22 protein-coding genes are annotated in these 16,792 nt (G+C 52.9%); 4 read left to right on the top strand and 18 right to left on the bottom strand.

The genetic code is table 11. The features are described from left to right. Nucleotides 1–178: 178 nt before the first annotated feature. Nucleotides 179–1,699: a DUF3943 domain-containing protein gene (locus ABGT88_RS08605; protein WP_346701550.1), complete on the top strand. Its 1,521-nt coding sequence runs from the start codon at nucleotides 179–181 to the stop codon at nucleotides 1,697–1,699. 57 nt (nucleotides 1,700–1,756) lie between these two features. Here ABGT88_RS08605 and ABGT88_RS08600 read toward each other — a convergent pair whose 3' ends face one another. Continuing rightward, on the bottom strand, nucleotides 1,757–2,875 hold the full coding sequence (locus tag ABGT88_RS08600) for a DUF362 domain-containing protein (protein WP_298663458.1): 1,119 nt from the start codon (nucleotides 2,873–2,875) through the stop codon (nucleotides 1,757–1,759). Between the two features lie 260 nt (nucleotides 2,876–3,135). Between ABGT88_RS08600 and ABGT88_RS08595 the strand changes: the two genes are divergently transcribed. From ABGT88_RS08595 to ABGT88_RS08585, 3 genes are read left to right on the top strand one after another with little or no spacing between them, the layout of a single operon-like run. Further along, complete coding sequence (locus ABGT88_RS08595) at nucleotides 3,136–4,065, top strand: alpha/beta hydrolase (protein WP_241147789.1); 930 nt, start codon at nucleotides 3,136–3,138, stop codon at nucleotides 4,063–4,065. Next, entirely contained in the window at nucleotides 4,062–4,349 is a 288-nt protein-coding gene (locus ABGT88_RS08590; protein WP_300130517.1) for a DUF2089 family protein, read from the top strand. The genes ABGT88_RS08595 and ABGT88_RS08590 overlap by 4 nt, the downstream gene beginning before the upstream one ends. Then, complete coding sequence (locus ABGT88_RS08585; RefSeq protein ID WP_087407367.1) at nucleotides 4,346–4,936, top strand: hypothetical protein; 591 nt, start codon at nucleotides 4,346–4,348, stop codon at nucleotides 4,934–4,936. Before ABGT88_RS08590 ends, ABGT88_RS08585 begins: the two co-directional genes overlap by 4 nt. A 94-nt stretch (nucleotides 4,937–5,030) precedes the next feature. Here the strand turns inward: ABGT88_RS08585 and ABGT88_RS08580 are convergent, their stop codons facing one another. From ABGT88_RS08580 to ABGT88_RS08500, 17 genes are all read right to left on the bottom strand, one after another. Then, nucleotides 5,031–5,510 (bottom strand): DUF4252 domain-containing protein, encoded by a 480-nt coding sequence (locus tag ABGT88_RS08580; protein ID WP_087407368.1) that lies wholly within the window; start codon nucleotides 5,508–5,510, stop codon nucleotides 5,031–5,033. A gap of 3 nt (nucleotides 5,511–5,513) precedes the next feature. Then, nucleotides 5,514–6,005 (bottom strand): anti-sigma factor, encoded by a 492-nt coding sequence (locus ABGT88_RS08575; protein WP_087407369.1) that lies wholly within the window; start codon nucleotides 6,003–6,005, stop codon nucleotides 5,514–5,516. Then, complete coding sequence (locus ABGT88_RS08570) at nucleotides 6,002–6,499, bottom strand: RNA polymerase sigma factor (protein ID WP_258327434.1); 498 nt, start codon at nucleotides 6,497–6,499, stop codon at nucleotides 6,002–6,004. The genes ABGT88_RS08575 and ABGT88_RS08570 overlap by 4 nt, the downstream gene beginning before the upstream one ends. A gap of 9 nt (nucleotides 6,500–6,508) precedes the next feature. After that, a complete protein-coding gene (locus ABGT88_RS08565) occupies nucleotides 6,509–6,937 on the bottom strand; it encodes a DUF4252 domain-containing protein (protein ID WP_087407371.1) in 429 nt (142 codons plus the stop codon). 11 nt (nucleotides 6,938–6,948) lie between these two features. Further along, complete coding sequence (locus ABGT88_RS08560) at nucleotides 6,949–7,404, bottom strand: DUF4252 domain-containing protein (RefSeq protein WP_258327433.1); 456 nt, start codon at nucleotides 7,402–7,404, stop codon at nucleotides 6,949–6,951. Nucleotides 7,405–7,582: 178 nt separating this feature from the next. Further along, on the bottom strand, nucleotides 7,583–8,125 hold the full coding sequence (locus ABGT88_RS08555; protein ID WP_087407373.1) for a 2-oxoacid:acceptor oxidoreductase family protein: 543 nt from the start codon (nucleotides 8,123–8,125) through the stop codon (nucleotides 7,583–7,585). An 18-nt stretch (nucleotides 8,126–8,143) separates the two neighbouring features. Further along, nucleotides 8,144–8,905, bottom strand: coding sequence for a thiamine pyrophosphate-dependent enzyme (locus ABGT88_RS08550; protein ID WP_087407374.1), 762 nt, complete (start codon nucleotides 8,903–8,905; stop codon nucleotides 8,144–8,146). A gap of 39 nt (nucleotides 8,906–8,944) precedes the next feature. After that, nucleotides 8,945–10,024 (bottom strand): 3-methyl-2-oxobutanoate dehydrogenase subunit VorB, encoded by a 1,080-nt coding sequence (locus tag ABGT88_RS08545; protein WP_346701546.1) that lies wholly within the window; start codon nucleotides 10,022–10,024, stop codon nucleotides 8,945–8,947. 28 nt (nucleotides 10,025–10,052) lie between these two features. Continuing rightward, nucleotides 10,053–10,280 (bottom strand): 4Fe-4S binding protein, encoded by a 228-nt coding sequence (locus ABGT88_RS08540; protein WP_084546950.1) that lies wholly within the window; start codon nucleotides 10,278–10,280, stop codon nucleotides 10,053–10,055. 218 nt (nucleotides 10,281–10,498) lie between these two features. Beyond that, the gene (gene rsxA / locus ABGT88_RS08535) at nucleotides 10,499–11,080 is read right to left on the bottom strand and encodes an electron transport complex subunit RsxA (RefSeq protein WP_087407376.1); all 582 of its coding nucleotides are present in this window, start codon (nucleotides 11,078–11,080) and stop codon (nucleotides 10,499–10,501) included. A gap of 2 nt (nucleotides 11,081–11,082) precedes the next feature. Beyond that, on the bottom strand, nucleotides 11,083–11,667 hold the full coding sequence (locus tag ABGT88_RS08530) for an electron transport complex subunit RsxE (protein WP_258327431.1): 585 nt from the start codon (nucleotides 11,665–11,667) through the stop codon (nucleotides 11,083–11,085). Then, a complete protein-coding gene (locus ABGT88_RS08525) occupies nucleotides 11,660–12,268 on the bottom strand; it encodes an RnfABCDGE type electron transport complex subunit G (protein WP_346701543.1) in 609 nt (202 codons plus the stop codon). The genes ABGT88_RS08530 and ABGT88_RS08525 overlap by 8 nt, the downstream gene beginning before the upstream one ends. 2 nt (nucleotides 12,269–12,270) lie before the next feature. Continuing rightward, nucleotides 12,271–13,263, bottom strand: coding sequence for an RnfABCDGE type electron transport complex subunit D (locus ABGT88_RS08520; protein WP_346701541.1), 993 nt, complete (start codon nucleotides 13,261–13,263; stop codon nucleotides 12,271–12,273). Nucleotides 13,264–13,278: 15 nt separating this feature from the next. Then, on the bottom strand, nucleotides 13,279–14,613 hold the full coding sequence (gene rsxC / locus ABGT88_RS08515; protein ID WP_346701539.1) for an electron transport complex subunit RsxC: 1,335 nt from the start codon (nucleotides 14,611–14,613) through the stop codon (nucleotides 13,279–13,281). Then, entirely contained in the window at nucleotides 14,607–15,452 is an 846-nt protein-coding gene (locus ABGT88_RS08510; protein WP_087407381.1) for an RnfABCDGE type electron transport complex subunit B, read from the bottom strand. The genes rsxC and ABGT88_RS08510 overlap by 7 nt, the downstream gene beginning before the upstream one ends. A 3-nt stretch (nucleotides 15,453–15,455) precedes the next feature. Then, the gene (locus ABGT88_RS08505; RefSeq protein ID WP_298663464.1) at nucleotides 15,456–15,881 is read right to left on the bottom strand and encodes a SoxR reducing system RseC family protein; all 426 of its coding nucleotides are present in this window, start codon (nucleotides 15,879–15,881) and stop codon (nucleotides 15,456–15,458) included. A gap of 101 nt (nucleotides 15,882–15,982) precedes the next feature. Continuing rightward, entirely contained in the window at nucleotides 15,983–16,792 is an 810-nt protein-coding gene (locus tag ABGT88_RS08500; RefSeq protein ID WP_087407383.1) for a transporter substrate-binding domain-containing protein, read from the bottom strand.

Here is a 16,792-nt window from a genome sequence, read left to right as displayed (position 1 = left end):
TTCGATAACTCGCATAGCCGATTTTCGTATTGGTTTATTCCTTATCTTGGCACTCTGTTAATAAGAAAGAATGAAAGCAGGTAAAAAGATTTTAGGGATATGGGTAGGTGTGAATCTCCCTTTTTTCGTCTCGTACGTTTCGGCTGCAGAGCCCGATTCGATATATAGGAGAGAGATTATGGAAGTCGGCATGGACAGCTGTATCGTGAACAGAGCCATGTCTTCTCAGCATGCCGTTACAATCGATTCGTCGGGTATGGAGGCCCGAGTCGACAGCAGTCGTGTCGATACCGCTTTTCAGGTACCCCAAGAGATAAGTAATCCCGATTGGGATATAGCAGCCCCTCCTCGCAAACGGCCATGGTTGTCGGGGGTAGAGGTGGTGGGAACCAATGCGCTGTTTCACATTATTACCCGTTATATCATTCACGAAGACTATGCACAGATTACCTGGTCGTCGATTAAAAACAATTTTAAGACGGGGTTCTTGTGGGATAACGACAAGTTCAACACCAACCTCTTTTTTCATCCCTATCAGGGAGGATTGTATTTCAACTGTGCACGCTCCAACGGTTTGAACTTCTGGGAATCGGCTCCCTATGCCTTGTTTGGCAGCTCCATCTGGGAGTTGTTTCTGGAGTTGCAGCCACCTTCGACCAACGATATTATTTCTACTACCCTGGGCGGTATGGCGCTGGGCGAGGTGAGCTATCGCTTGTCGTCGCTTGCGCTCAACGGGCAGGCTCGGGGGTGGAATCGCTTTGCACACGAGGCGGTGGGCTTGATACTCAACCCGGTGCGTGGAGTCAATCGATTGATGACCGGCGAGGCCTGGCGCGTGGGCCCTCGTTATGTCGATCGTATGGCCACCGTGCCCTTCTATTTTCAGTTCGATGCCGGCTATCGGGTGCTCAACTGTTTTGACTCACAGCCCAATCGCAGCCGACATATCGGGTTCATTGGATTTAATATGGTTTATAACGATCCGTTCGAGATCGAGGGGAATGAGCCGTTCGAGCATTTTACGGCACGTATGTTGTTGAATCTCTTTTCTCGTCAGCCGGCTATCGGTGAGGCCAGTATCTGTGCCTCGATATGGGGTAGGGCACACGACTATGCCAATGGCAACGAGCTGTTTGCCGGTATCTTCCAGAATTATAACTATTACGACAGTGAGAGCTTTTCGGATGAATCGTCATACACACCGTTCCGCATAGCCGAGACGGTCTCATACGGCCCCGGTTTGTTGTATCGGGCCCGGTTTCAAGGCAACAATAGCCTGTCGCTGAATGGCTTTCTGTCGGGCATTGTGTTAGGTGGTTCGTTGAGTGACTACTTTCAGTTTCACGACCGGGACTACAATATGGGCAGCGGGTATAGCGTGCGGGTCAACGGGCTCTTTTCGCTGCGGCAAAAGCTGGGGCTCTATCTGGCTTTTGAGAATTACCACATTTTCACCTGGAAAGGCTATGAACAGAAAGATTATGAGCATATAGACCAGAACTACCTCAATGCGCAGGGCGATGTGGGCAATGCCCGGTTACAGCGTTTGAACTTCAGAGCCTCGTTTGCCATAGCTCCTCAGCTCTCTATTGCAGCCGAGACGGCCTGGTATCGACGTAAAACCCATTATAAATATTTCCCCGACGTGCGTTCCGATACGTTTGAATTTCGACTGATGCTCTCGTATCATATTTGAGCGCATCGTCGCATCGGGAGTGCAGTCGGGGAAAGATGATGAACCGGTTGCCGTCGGTCAGACGGTAATCAGTTCATATTGCATGGTACCTAATCCTATCTTTTCGGCATGTTCGAGACCGGCTTGCCAGTTGGTGTCTGGGTGCATCAGGTGGAACTTGTCGGCACCTTCGAGATGTTCGTGAGGATGCTTCTCGACCAGACGGCTGCCGTCGATGGCCGGAGCGGCAATCACCAGATCGGCACAAGCCTTGTCGAGAGCTACGGGGTCGAACGAGGCCAGGATACCCAGGTCGGGCACGATGGCGGCATCGTTGTGATTCCAGCAGTCGCACTCAGGCGACACGTTCATGATGAAACTGATGTGGAAGTTGGGTTTATCTTTCAAGATGGCTTGTGTATATTCGGCAATCTTGTAGTTGAGCCGTTCCGAGGTATCGCTTTCGCCCATGACGGCTGCATCGTGTTGGCACAAGGCTACGCACTGTCCGCAACCTACACATTTGTCGTAGTCGATTACGGCCTTGTGGTCGGCATTGAGGTGTATAGCGTCGTGGGCACAGTGTTTCACGCATACGTTGCACCCCTTGCAGTTGTCAATATCGATGCGAGGTTGCGAGTTGCAGTGCAGCTCCAGTTTGCCGCCCACGCTGGCACCACCCATACCCAGGTTTTTCAAGGCTCCGCCAAATCCGGCCTGCTCGTGCCCCTTGAAATGGGTCATCGAGATGACGATGTCGGCATCGGCCAAGGCAGCCCCGATTTTAGGCGCTTTGCAATATTCGCCATTCAGGGGTATTTCGCGGTATTCGGTCCCTTTCAGACCATCGGCAATGATTACCTGGCATTGGGCCGAGATGGGGTTATAGCCGTTTTCCATGGCGCTTTGCAGGTGGTCTACGGCATTGGCACGTCGGCCCGAGTAGAGCGTATTGCAGTCGGTGAGGAAGGGTTTGGCACCCCACGAACGGAGCAGATTGGCCAGTCGGGCGGCATAGTTGGGCCGCAGGTAGGCCAGGTTGCCCGGTTCCCCGAAGTGGATTTTTATAGCTACAAACTGGTCCTTGAAATCGATGGTCTCGATACCGGCCCGTTTGATTAACCGCTCCATCTTGTCGAGCAGGTTGCTCGAGGGGGTGGTGTGCAGATTGGTGAAAAATACCTTTGACTTTTCCATAACAGTTTGTTTTAGTTGAATGTCGTGTACTGTATAAAAGACCCTCTGATTGGTAGTGGGCCTCCCTCTCTTTTCTGAAACAAATGTACGAAAAAAAATATCGGAATACAACTGCTATTTGTAGAGCAAGAATTGAATAAAATTTATTTCTATATAAATAAAATTGAACTTTTATTTTATTTATGGAAAAGTAATACTATATTTGTAGAAAAAATTTAACCGATAAAAGTATAGCGATGAAACGGAAAAACGTAAAACTGATGATGCTGGCAGCCTTGTTCCCGATGCTCTGCTGGGCTGCCGGGGAGCAACCGATTTCGCTCGGTACTCCTACGGGTGAAATCCAGGGAAGGGTGATGCTGCCCGATGTCGAACGTCCGCCGGTAGTTCTGATTATTGCCGGGTCGGGTCCTACCGATATGGATGGCAATTCGCTGCTGGGAGCCGTCACCCTTAAAAACAATTCGTTGAAACTGCTGGCCGAAGGGTTGGCCCGGCGGGGTATCGCCTCGCTGCGTTACGACAAGCGGGGCATTGCCTCGAGTGCCGCGGCCGGTAAGGAGGAGAAGGATTTGCGATTCGACGATTATGTGGCCGATGCCCGGGGGTGGATAGAGCTGTTGAGTGAGGATAGCCGTTTTTCGGGTATCTTTGTCGTGGGGCATAGCGAGGGGTCGTTGATAGGCATGCTGGCCAGTGAAGGGAATGCGAAAGTAAAAGGTTTCGTCTCCATAGCTGGTGCGGGACATCCGGCTTATGAGATTATCGAGACTCAGATGAGCAACCAGCCGGCCGAGGTGCGCCAGTTGGTGAAGAACATTAACGACTCGTTGCGGGCCGGAAAGGCTGTGAACGACGTACCTGTGGGATTGATGGCGCTGTATCGCCCCTCGGTGCAACCCTATCTGATGTCGTGGTATCGGTACGATCCGCGGGAGGTAGTGGCCCGTTTGGAGCAGCCGGTGCTGTTGGTCCAGGGCGATAAGGATATACAGGTATCGGTAGGGGATGCCGAAGCGTTGAAGGCGGCTCAGCCTCAGGCCGAGTTGCATCTCATCGAGAACATGAATCACGTATTGAAGTCGTGCGACACGGTCGATGCCGGAGTGCAGCAGGCTACCTATACCAATCCCGACCTGCCGGTCGTAGAGGAGTTGTTGAACGTAATCGAAAAATTTATAAAGCCATGAATCAAAACGAAACGAAAAAACGATTGCCGCTGCGCTGCCCGGCGTGTGAGGCTCCGTTGAAGGTCGCCAAGATGGTTTGCGACCAGTGTGGCACCGAAGTGTCGGGCGTGTTTGACCTGCCGGTTCTGACCCGGCTGACCGAAGAGGAGCAACGCTTCATACTCGAGTTTGTAAAAGCGAGCGGAAGCCTGAAGGATATGGCCAAGCAGATGGGGGTGAGCTACCCTACGGTGCGCAACTATCTGGACGATTTGATTGAGAAACTGAATAATATGGAGGCATGATGAAAACGGTTTTGGCATTTTTGAAAAATCCCTTTTACAGGGTAGCCGGTTACACCTCGCTCGTGTGGGGTGTGGCAGGTATCGTGGTGGCTACGGCTATCGCATTTGTGGGCGGAGTTCATTTTCATGGCCTGCTGCACTATGGCGGTGCTCCCAACGGGGCGTGGTGGTGCTTTGTGGTCGAGCATTTGGCCGTTTGGCTGGTACCCTCGGTGTTGATTTATCTTTTGGCCTTGTTTTGCAGCCGTTCGCATGTGCGGCCCGTCGATGTGTTGGGAACCGTCGCCTTTGCCCAACTGCCCTTTGTGCTGCTCTCGCTCTTCATGGCATTACCCCCGATGCACGAGATCGTGAAAATACAGTCGTTGCAGGCGGCCGACCGGCTGCTCTCCGACACGACTTGGCTGCTGGCAGTTGTGTGGCTCGGTGCCGTGAGCCTGTTGCTTACGATATGGGTATTGTACTGGATGTTTAGGGCCATATCGGTCGCTTGTAATCTGAAGGGGCGAAACCTGTGGCTGGTCTTTATCATCGGTATCTTTGGCGGTGATATACTCTGCCGCTATTTGATAGGGCTCTGCTATTGAGCGGAGAGATATGACTCAAGAAAAAGTGAAGCGGCTATCGGGGATGAATGCCCGGTAGCCGCTTCGTTCGTATGAGAAAATCGTGTGCTGTTCGTTATTGTATGTTTTTGGTCAGACTCTGGAGCTGACTGATGGAGATATCGCCGGTGAGCTGTATGAGCACAAACTCTTCGCTGCCGTCGTCGACCAGCATCACCAGTTCCTTGATTTTTTTCTGAGGCTTGGGATAGATGTAGATGACAACCGACTCTTCGTCGTCCTTTACCTGCATCAACTCCTCATAGGGGGCTTTCTTGAAGTAGGCCGAGCTGGCCTTGCGAATGCGCTTGATCAGGTTGGCATCCTCTTCACAAGTAAGAATCTGGATGCGGTCGAGGTCGTTGATGACGCTTTTCAGGTCGAGGGCATCGACCTCCAGCTGCCCCGCGGGCATCATGTTCAGCAGTGCTTTGGATATGTTGACATAGGTGACGTTTTTCTCGTTGGAGAATTGGTCGAATATGGAGGAGTTTTGAGCCTGGGCCGAGAACAGCCCGAGAGCCATCCATAACAGCGTATAAATAAGTCGTTTCATAGTTTATTCGTATTTGAAATGTTTGTTGATGATTCGGTTGGTCTTGATAATCTCCTGTTGGGCCTGTTGCCACTGCTGGGTACCTTTGTTCAGTTTCTGAGAGACGAGCAGCAAGGCTCGTTGAGCCTCGGCGCAGGCATACATCTCTTGGGCGTTAAGTTGGGGCGAGGCCGGTTGTCGGGTGAAATAGAGTGCGGCAGCCGAGGCCAGAACCACGATAGCGGCAATACCGCTTACCCATCGCCAGACGGGAGCGATGCGCATCGCTTTTTTGCGGGCCGGCAGCCGGTCGATAAATGACGACAGCCGCTCTTCCAGCCCCTCGGGAATTTCGACCGTGTGGGGCACGAGTGCGAGGACGATGCGCTTCTCGGCGAGAAATTCCTGTGGAACCTCGTGAGTGGCCAAATAGTCTCTCAACGCTTGTTCGTCGGCCTCCGACAGATTGCCTTCAAAGAAGGAGTCTATTTGTTTTCGTAACTCTTGTGTGGTCATATCGTTTGTGTAAATAGTTCTTTAATCGTTTTTCGGGCCCGCGAGAGCAACACCCGTATGTTGGCGTTGCTCAGGCCGGTTTCGCGTTCTATTTCTTCTGTGCTCTTCTCTTCGAAATGCCTCAGCAGTACAACCTGCCGTTGCTGTTCGGGCAACTCGGAGATGATGTGCAGCACTATCTTCATCTCTTCTTTCTGCTCGAGTGCCTGGTCGGGTGGCGGTTCCGGCGAACTCTCGCCAACCAGTCCCGATTCGTCGTCGGTCTGGACGAGCGGAGCCTTCAACTTGTCGAGGCACATGTGCTTCAAGGTGGTGACGGCATAGGCTTCGTCGCTTTCGACATGCTCGAGAAAATCCTGCTTCTCCCACAGCTTCAGGTAGGTGCTCTGTACCATATCCTCGGCGTCGCACGCATTGCCCACGTATCGGTAGGCGATGCGGTAGAGCTTTTGGTAGTAGGGCAGGAATCTCGCTTTAAACTCCGCGTGAGTCATATCGATCGACTATTCTATCGTTTTGTTCAGGAGCTCCGATTTCAGATTCCCTTTGAATCTTACCAGATTGATTTCATCTTTTTCGAGGTCGATGATGACGACTTCGGTAATTTTCTTCTTATTGCGTTTCATAAGGATTTTCACCACTTCGTCATCGTCATGGGTATCGATGAGCATTTCGTAGGGCTTGTAATCCCCCTTCACAATCGTCTTTCGCAGAGTTTGGTAAGTGCTTTCGTCGATGGCAGCTTCGACGGCTTCCAGGTTCTTGATGCCATCGATTACTCCCTTTTTCTCTGTTTTGCTTATCTTTTCGTGGGTATACTCGGCGTTGGGCAGGTCCTTTACCTGGTCGAACAGTTTGTCTATCTTGTTCCCGGCCAAGACTGTCAAGGCCGAGAGCAGCAAGATGGAGAGTGTAAAGATTCTTGTTTTCATGGCTGGAGGTATTATTTGTTGTTTTCGATAATTTCGTTCAGTTGTTTAGGATCTATTGCGCCTTTGATGCGTATGAGGTTTGCCTCGTCCTCTTCGAGAGAGAGAATGACGATTTCTCTGATCTTGTCTTTCTCCATCTTCATCAGTATGCGGGCTATCTCTCCATCTTCATTCGACGAGATAATCGTCTCGTAGCCTTCGCTCTGGCAATCCTCTATCAGCTTTTTCAGCCGGGTATAGTCGGCAGTCGAAATATCTTCGGCACTGACTATGTTCATCGATTTCACCCCTTTCATTTCGGATGAGAAGGGTTTGATCAAGTTCATGACAAACGGGTTTATGTTGACGGTTTGTGCTTCGGGCAGTCGGGCAATCGAGCGTGACAGGTTGTCGATACAGTTCCCGGCTACGATGGCCGACGAGCAGCCCAGCAGGAGCAATGCGGTGAGGAAGATTCGGGTTTTCATCTTATTCATTTTTTATTAGGTCCTTCATTCTGATTCCGGGTGATAAGCGCTTTATCTTCGGTTTTCATATAGAGGACGAACAATCCGGGAATATGTTACAAAGAAAATGAAAAAAACGAGAGAAAAGTGCGATTCTTTCCTCTCGTTTTCTATGGGATATTGATTTTCAAGAGCTTGTTTAAGCCTTTTGAATAATTTCCATGCCTTTCAAGATGGCTTTCTCGTTCAACGGAATGAGGTTGTGGTGGCGTTCGGGGAGCGATTTCTTAAGCCCCTTCAATACATTCTCCATGCTCACCATCGGTTTCAACTTGAGCAAACCGCCCAGTACAATCATGTTCAGGGCCTTGGTGTTGTTCATTTCGATAGCAGCCTCCATGGCGTTGATGCGATAGACGTTGATGTCGGTACGCGTAGGGGGGTGGTGTATTCCGTAACCGTCGTAAATGAGAATACCGCCCGGTTTTACCTTGTTTTCAAACTTCTCGAGCGAGGGTTGGTTCAGGATGACAGCCACGTCGAACGAGTTCAATACCGGCGAGCTGATGCGCTCGTCGCTGAGGATTACCGTCACGTTGGCCGTACCGCCTCGTTGTTCGGGTCCGTACGAAGGCATCCAGGTAACCTCTTTGCCTTCCATCAGTCCGGAGTAGGCGAGTATCTTACCCATCGAGAGCACGCCTTGTCCGCCGAATCCAGCTATGATAATTTCTTCTTTCATGTCGGTCGTGTTTTTTGATTATACGTTTTTGAGGTCTCCCAGCGGGTATTTGGCAAACATGTGTTCCTCCATCCATTGGTTGGATTTGACGGGAGACATTTTCCAACCCGAGTTACAGGTCGATACGATTTCGACCATCGAGGTGCCTTTGCCGGCCATCGAGTTTTCGAAGGCCAGACGGATGGCTTTCTTGGCTTTACGTATGGCGGCGGGAGTGTGCACGCTCTGGCGGGTTACATAGCAGGTACCGTCGACGCGTTCTACCAGTTCGGCAATGCGCAGGGGGTATCCGTTCAAGGCTACGTTACGGCCATAGGGGCAGGTCGAGGTCTTCATGCCCTCGAGGGTCGTGGGGGCCATCTGACCACCGGTCATACCATATATACCGTTATTGATGAATATGATGGCAATGTTTTCGCCACGATTGCAGGCGTGGATGGTCTCGGCCGTACCGATGGCAGCCAGGTCGCCGTCGCCTTGGTAGGTGAATACCATCTTCTTGGGGTTGAGTCGTTTTACGGCAGTGGCGATGGCCGGTGCACGACCGTGAGCGGCTTCGATCCAGTCGACGTCGATATAGTTGTAGGCAAATACGGCACACCCTACGGGGGCTACACCTATTGTCTCTTCTTCAATACCCATTTCGTCGATGACTTCGGCAATGAGTTTATGTACTACGCCATGGCTACAACCCGGGCAGTAGTGCATGGGATTATCGTTCATGAGCCGAGGTTTCGTGTAAACCAGGTTCTCGGGCTTTATAATTTCGTTGATATCCATAATGCGTATGAGTTATGAACCACCTTCAGGTTCGGGTATTTACATTAGTTTTTCTTTCAGTGCGGTCAGAACTTCGTCGGGCGTGGGAACGATACCTCCCAGACGGCCGAAGTGTTCTACCCGTACTTTTCCGTTGACGGCCAGACGAACATCTTCTACCATTTGTCCTGCATTGAGCTCGGCCGAAAGGATGCCTTTCACATGATCGGCCTGGCGGGCGATGGCTTCCGAGGGGAAGGGCCACAACGTGATGGGTCGCAACAGACCTATCTTGATACCCTCTTCGGCAGCCAGTTCGATGGTCTTCTGGCAGATACGCGACATGGAACCGAAGGCAACTATCAGGTAGTCGGCGTTTTCACAGTTGATCTCTTCGTAGCGGACCTCGTTTTCGGCAATGCGTTTGTAGGTGGCCTGGAAGCGGATGTTGTTCTGCTCCATGATGGCGGGGTCGAGTTCGAGCGAGGTAACTACGTTCCGTTTGCGGTCTTTGGGTTTTCCCAGTGTAGCCCACGGATTTTGCTGGCGTATCTCTTCTTCGGTGCGGCGTTTGCGGAAGGGAGGCAAAACCACCTTTTCCATCATCTGCCCGATAACACCGTCGGCCAGCAGAATAGCAGGATTACGGTATTTGAAGGCCAGGTCGAAACCCAGTGCCACGAAATCGGCCATCTCCTGTACCGATGCGGGAGCCAGCGTAATGAGGTGGTAGTCGCCGTGACCGCCGCCTTTGGTAGCCTGGAAGTAGTCGGCCTGACTTGGCTGGATGGTACCCAGACCCGGGCCTCCTCGCATGACGTTGACAATCAAGCAGGGCAACTCGGCACCTGCCAGGTAGGAGACACCCTCCTGCATCAAACTTACACCGGGACTCGACGAGGTCGTCATCACGGCCTTGCCGCAACTGGCACCGCCATACACCATGTTGATGGCAGCCACTTCGCTCTCGGCTTGCAATACAACCATACCGGTCGTTTCCCACGGTTGCTCTTCCATGAGCGTTTCCATCACCTCCGACTGGGGAGTAATGGGGTATCCGAAATAACCATCGGCTCCATAGCGTATAGCTGCATGGGCTATGGCTTCGTTACCCTTCATCAGTTTTATCTCTTCTTTCATAATTAACGGATTTATCGGAATGAACCGGTTACAATTTTACTTTATATACGGTGATACACCCGTCGGGACATACGAGTCCGCAACTTGCACACCCGATACATGCGTCGGGATTTTGCATGAAAGCATAATGATAACCTCGATCATTAACTTCGGTAGGCTGTAATGCGAGAACCTGACTGGGACAGGCGACCACGCATAGTTCGCAGCCTTTGCAACGTTCTTTGTTAACGACGACAGCGCCTTTGATTTTAGCCATATGTTATTGTTTTTAGTTTCACAAATATAAAAAATATATTTTTAAATTGATAGCAAAATAGGTAGTTTTTTCTCAAAACTACCTATCTGTATAAAAGGTTGACTTTCAAACTAATGGATTGATACGAAAATCAACTAAAATATAATAAATCGTTATAATTTCTTTGAAATATGTTTTATAACATAGAGTAGATTGTTATATGACTTACGATTTGAAAGTTAGCCTATTTTTATGCCCGAAAATCCCATGAAAGCCATGGCCAACAGTCCGGCGGCTACGAGTGCGATGGGAGTACCCTGCATGGCCTTGGGGATGCTCGAAAGACTCATCTGTTCGCGCATGCCGGCAAAGAGCACGAGGGCCAGCGTGAAACCCAGCGCCGTCGATATGGCATAGACGGTAGACTCGAGCAGGGTCATGTTTTTTTGAATCACAATCAGGGCCACACCCAATATGGTACAGTTGGTTGTGATAAGCGGCAGGAATACGCCCAGTGCCTGGTAGAGTGCAGGGGCAATTTTCTTGATGATGATTTCGAGCAGTTGCACCAGAGCGGCAATGACCAGGATGAAGACGATGGTCTGCATGTAGTCGAGCCCCAGCGGCATGAGCAGATAGGTTTGCAGCAGGTAGGTGACGATGGTCGACAGCGTCATGACGAAGGTGACGGCCGCACCCATACCCAGCGCCGAGTCGATGCGTTTGGATACGCCCAGGAAGGGGCAGATACCCAGGAACTGCGAGAGCACGATATTGTTGACGAATATCGCAGTAATAAATATAGATATATAGGTGAGCATGATTATCGGGTTTTAATGGAGTGGATAATGGCAATTAAGAATCCCAGAACAATGAAGGCACCAGGGGCCAAAATGAAGATGAGCGAGCCATACTCCTCGGGATAGATGGGCAGCCCGAAGATGTGACCCGTGCCCAAAAATTCGCGCACACAACCCAGCAGGGTAAGGGCTACGGTAAATCCCAGCCCGATGCCCAGTCCGTCGAAGAACGATTCGCCCGGTGTATGCTTGGCGGCAAATGCCTCGGCACGACCCAGCAGGATGCAGTTGACCACGATGAGCGGGATGAAGAGTCCCAGCGTGGCATAGAGCTCGGGCAGGTAGGCCTGCATGCAGAGTTGCAGAATGGTCACGAATGTGGCGATGATGACGATGAAGGCGGGGATGCGCACCTTGTCGGGAATAATGCTCTTGACCATCGAGATGACGACGTTGGAGCAGATGAGCACAAACAGGGTAGAGAGTCCCATGCCCAGGCCGCCCATGGCCGAGGTGGTGGTTCCCAGCGTGGGGCACATGCCCAGCAGCAGTACAAAGGTGGGGTTCTCTTTGATGAGCCCGTTCAAAAGGATTTTCGTCTTATTCATGGTTGCCTCCTTTCAGCGATTCGGTGTAGGCAGCGTATGCCGTACGCACGGCAGCCAGGAACGCCCGCGAGGTGATGGTGGCGGCGGTGATGGCGTCGATGTCGCCCGAGTCTTTCGTTACGTGAAAATTGCACTCTTCGGGCGATTTCCCGATGATGCTCTGGTTGTTTTTTTCGGTGCGGAACCAGTCGCCCATCTTGGCTCCCAGGCCGGGGGTCTCCTGATGTTTCAACACCTGATAGTCTTTGATGGTACCGTCGGCTTCGAACCCTACGATAATGCGAATCTCGCCGCCGTAGCCGGTGTTGTTGCTGCACTCGACGGCAGCCCCTGCGAGCTTGCCGCCCAGTTTGGCGGGATATATGGTGGCGGTGGTTTCGCCGTATTCGTTATGTACGGTGTAGGTCATCTGCTCGTCCAGCGGCGAGTTGTCATAGGTCGGTATCACCTGTTGTATGGCTTTCTCCCGACTGGCTTTGGAGGCCCGGGCTATCGGTTCTTCGGTGAGTTGGTAGGTGTAGCCCAGCAGACCACCGGCAATGGCCGTAATGAGAGTGAGCGACCAAAGCATGTTCCACAATGTAGATTCTTTCTTCTTCATGGTTATGCCCTCCCGAATCGTTTAGGTTTCACATAGTTGTTGATGAGCGGAGTAAACGCGTTCATAATGAGGATAGCGAACGACACCCCCTCGGGGTAGCCGCCCCACTGGCGGATAACGACGGTGAGGACGCCGATACCGATGCCGTAGATGATCATGCCCCGCGAGGTCATGGGCGAGGTCACATAGTCGGTAGCCATGTAGATGGCACCCAGCAGAAGTCCGCCCGAAAGCAGTTGGATGAGGGCAAAGTCGAAGGCATGTTGCCAGGCACCCGAGGCTTGTGCGCTCAACTCTTCGCCCAGGCCCAAGGCAAAGCTGAACACGAATACCGTGGCCAGTATCGACACGGGGATGTGCCAGCTGATGATGCGGCGGTAGAGCAAAAAGGCAAATCCGATGAGCAGGGCGATGGCGCCCACTTCGCCCAGGCTTCCGCCCTGGTTGCCTATCCACAGGTCCGAGATATTGACCTGGCTTACCCATTGGCTCCCTTCCTCTTTCAGTTTAGAGAGCAGCGTGGCACCGGTCTCGGCGTCGGTATAGCTCCAGCGCGAAGCACTCGGCACAGGCCACTGTGTCATGTAGGTGGGGAAGGAGATAAGCAGGAATACCCGACCGACCAGCGCGGGGTTGAAGAGGTTGTTGCCCAGTCCGCCGAAAGCCATCTTGGTGATGCCTATCGCCGCAATCGAGCCGATGATGACAATCCAGACCGGCAGGTTGGAGGGCAGGTTGAAACCCAGCAGCAACCCGGTGAGAATGGCCGAGCCGTCGCCGATGGTGGGTTTCACTTTCAGCAGAAATTTTTGTATGAGGTATTCGACGACGACACACGAAAGTATCGACGTGAGGGTGACGATTAAGGCTCCGACTCCAAAGAAATAGAGCGATACAGCGAATGCCGGCAACAGGGCAATGATGACGCTGTACATACACTGCGAGGCCGACAGGCGACCGTGTATGTGAGGAGCAGGTGATACGGTTAGTTCCATTTCGAAAAGCGTAGATTAGGATTGTTTTCTGGATCGTATAATTCGGTTTACGGCATTTTTGCCGACTCGTATATAGTCGAGAATCGGGCGGTTCGACGGGCAGCTGTATGAGCAGCAACCACACTCGAGGCACGAGGTGATGAGCTCCCGCTCGGCCCGGTCGAACAGATGGTTCTGTGACAGTTTGGCCAGCAGGAAGGGTTCGAGTCCCATGGGGCAGGCCGATACGCATTTGCCACACCGTATGCAGGGCTCTATGGCTCCGCGGTGTGCATGCTTCTCGTCCAGTATCACAATGCCCGAACAGCCTTTGGATATGGGCGAGTCGATGTTCGACACCGCTTTGCCCATCATGGGGCCGCCCAATATCACTTTGGCACAGTCGTCGGGCAGGCCGCCCGCTATGTCAATCAGTTCGTGCATCGACATGCCGAGCCGCACCCGGTAGTTGCCCGGCTTGGCTATGTGGTCGCCCGTGACGGTTACTATGCGGTCGACGAGCGGTTTGTTCTTCTGCACCGCTTCGTAGACGGCGAAGGCCGTACCCACGTTCTGCACGATGGCACCGGTCGACACGGGCAGGGCACCGTTGGCCACCTGCTTGTGCAAGATAGCGTCGATGAGCTGTTTTTCGCCCCCTTGCGGATAGCGGGTACGCAGCGGTACGATGGTGATGCCGGGATAGCGGGTGGCGTGTTGCTGCAGCAGGGCAATGGCATCGGGCTTGTTGTTTTCGATGCCAATATAGGCCTGCTCCACGTTGATGGCCTTCATCAGAATGCGGCAGCCGACGAGAATCTGGTCGGGCGACTCGAGCATGAGGGCGTGGTCGTCGGTCAGGTAGGGTTCGCACTCGGTGGCGTTGACGATAAGCACTGTGGGTTTGAACTCTTTGGGCGGCATCAGCTTGACGTGGGTGGGGAAGGTGGCGCCTCCCAGCCCCACGATACCAGCCTGGGCTATCTTTTGGATAATCTCTTGCGGGGAGAGCGTAATCTCCTCCTTCAGTTCGGGCGAGCGGTCGATGCTCTCCTCCCACTCGTCGCCCTCGGTGTCGATGATGATGGTGGTGCCATATTGGCCAAAGGCATTGGCCGCCTTGTCTACCTTGGAGACCGTGCCCGATACGGGCGAGTGAATATTGGCCGAAACGAATCCGCCGGCTTCGGCAATGAGTGTACCCACCTTTACGGTGTCGCCCTTCTTCACGATGCAGTTGGCCGGTGCGCCTATGTGCTGGTTGAGCATGATGGCAACTTGCCGGGGTACGGCTACCGGTGTCACGGGGCAGTGGGCCGTCAGTTTGTGTTCATTCGGATGTATGCCTCCTATGCGAAATGTCTTTAACATATAGCAGATTCCTTTTCGTTGGTTGATACTTTCTCTTTTTCAGTTTCACAAACCACATGTATGGCGTGGGTGGGGCACCCTTCGACGCAGGCCTGGCACGAGAGGCAGAGCGTGTCGTCGATGTAGGCCAGGTTGTCGGTAATGGCGATGGCTCCGTTGGGGCAGCTCTTGGCGCATTTGCCGCAGCCGATGCAGGCTACCGAGCAGACCTTGCGGGCGATGATGCCCTTGTCGCGGTTGTTGCAGGCTACGTAGACGCGGGGTTCTTGCCGCTTGCGCAACTCGATGATGTTGCGGGGGCAGGCTTTCACGCACGACCCGCAGGCAATACAGATATTGGGGTCGACGATGGGCAGCCGGGTGACGGGGTCCATGGTGATGCCCCCGAAGTCGCAAGCGGCGGCACAGTCGCCTTCGCCCAGACAGCCGTAGTTGCAGTTGCTTTCGCCCGAGTAGAGGGCGGCTTCTACCGCACAGCTGTGGGCTCCCTCGTAGTGGCTGGTTCGGGGCCGGTTTTCACACGAGCCGTTGCAGCGCACTACCGCAATGCGGGGTGCCTGTTCCACGGCTTCCATTCCCACGATGGGGGCAATCTTCTGCATGACTGCATTGCCTCCCACGGGACACAGCAGATTGTCGAGCGAGGTTGCTTTGGCACATTGTTCCGCAAAGTTGCGACAGCCGGCAAAGCCGCAGCCGCCGCAGTTGGCTCCCGGGAGCACCGCCTCGATTTCGTCGATACGCGGGTCTTCCTCGACGTGGAATTTGCGGGAGATGACATAAAGCAGGGTCGCACTGACCAATCCGATAATACTTAATATGATGATCGATGTTACCATAAGTTATGAGACAAATGTTTTTTTCAAAAAGAATGTAAACTGTTTTTTCAGCCGGTCGCGATAGCCATAGAGTATTGTGTAGTAGACTGCCGGTACAGCCAGCGCACAGAGCCCGGTGACGAGTTCGCTCGCGTGAGCCAGAGTCGTAGCTGCCAATGAGAGGATGATGAGCAGAAGCGGCAGTACGGCCGTGAGCCACAGGGCCTTGTGACCAGCCTTGGCGGCGAGGGTTACCACCACCTTGTCGCCAATCTGTACCGGGGTGCGGTCGCGTTTTACCTCGATGATTTTCTCTTTCTGGTCGGCTGTCGAGCACACGCCGGCGGCATGGCAACCGGCACAGGCCGACTGTTGCAGGATGCGCACCAGTATGTGCGAATCGGTCACTCCCGTCACAATGCCTTCGTGTTCTATGTCAGGCTCTTTCATGTTCGCTATCCAATCCTCTTTCTTTGTTTTTCACGGGGTCTCTGTCCGGCGGTCAAGCGGGCAGGGCAGCGGCCTCTTTTTCTTGCGGCTACGGTATTTCGTCAGAAATAGGAGTCGTACAGTTTTTTATATCTATCCTCTTGCTGAATATCGGTAATCCATTTATTCAGGCTGTCGAGTAATGTCGAATCGTTTTTCCGGAGCGCCCACGATTGAAACTGGGTGAAACTGATGTCGGTATTACAGTCGAGTTGGGGATAGTCTTTGCTCATTTGCTGGGCGATTGCCTTGTCGCACACGGCAAATTCGATTTCGCCGGTAGCCACCATCATAATGAGCTGTTCGGCTCCGTAGGTCTTCTCTTCCTGGATGTAGATGGTGTCGCCTATCTCGCGGGCCAGGTTGTTGATGCGCAGTCGGGTGGGGGCATCGCTCACGATGTAGAGGGTTTTGCCGGCCAGGTCGAGCTGATTGCGAATAAGCTTCTTGCCCTCCTCGGCAGGCTTCCGCTGTACAAGTACCTGCTTGTTGAGCTGGAGGGGAACGGTGAAGGCGAGTTCTTCCTTAATCTCCGAGGTAACGGGCAGCTGCCGGGCGATGATGTCGTATTGCCCCGACTCCAGTCCTTCGATACTTTTGCTCAGGTTTACTTCGGGAGTAATCTCTATCGAGAGTCCACTCCGCTCACCTATCATACGGGCCAGTTCATAGTCGAAGCCCGAGAGGCTGTCGCCTTGCAGATAATAGGAGAGGGGGGTATAGTCGGTTACGATGCGCAGCACACCGTCGGTGCGAATCTCCTCGAAACTGCGGGGATGAACTTCCGAACTTTTTGTCCGCAGCCATGCCATGACTCCTACCACAATCACCAGCAGGGCAATGTATATATACAGGTGATGCTTGAGTTTCAT

The organism is Barnesiella sp. An22 (assembly GCF_963931395.1).
GTDB classification, from domain to species: Bacteria; Bacteroidota; Bacteroidia; order Bacteroidales; family Barnesiellaceae; genus Barnesiella; species Barnesiella merdigallinarum.
The sequence above is the reverse complement of the archived record's forward strand: the minus strand, read 5'-3'. Positions and strand labels throughout refer to the sequence as shown.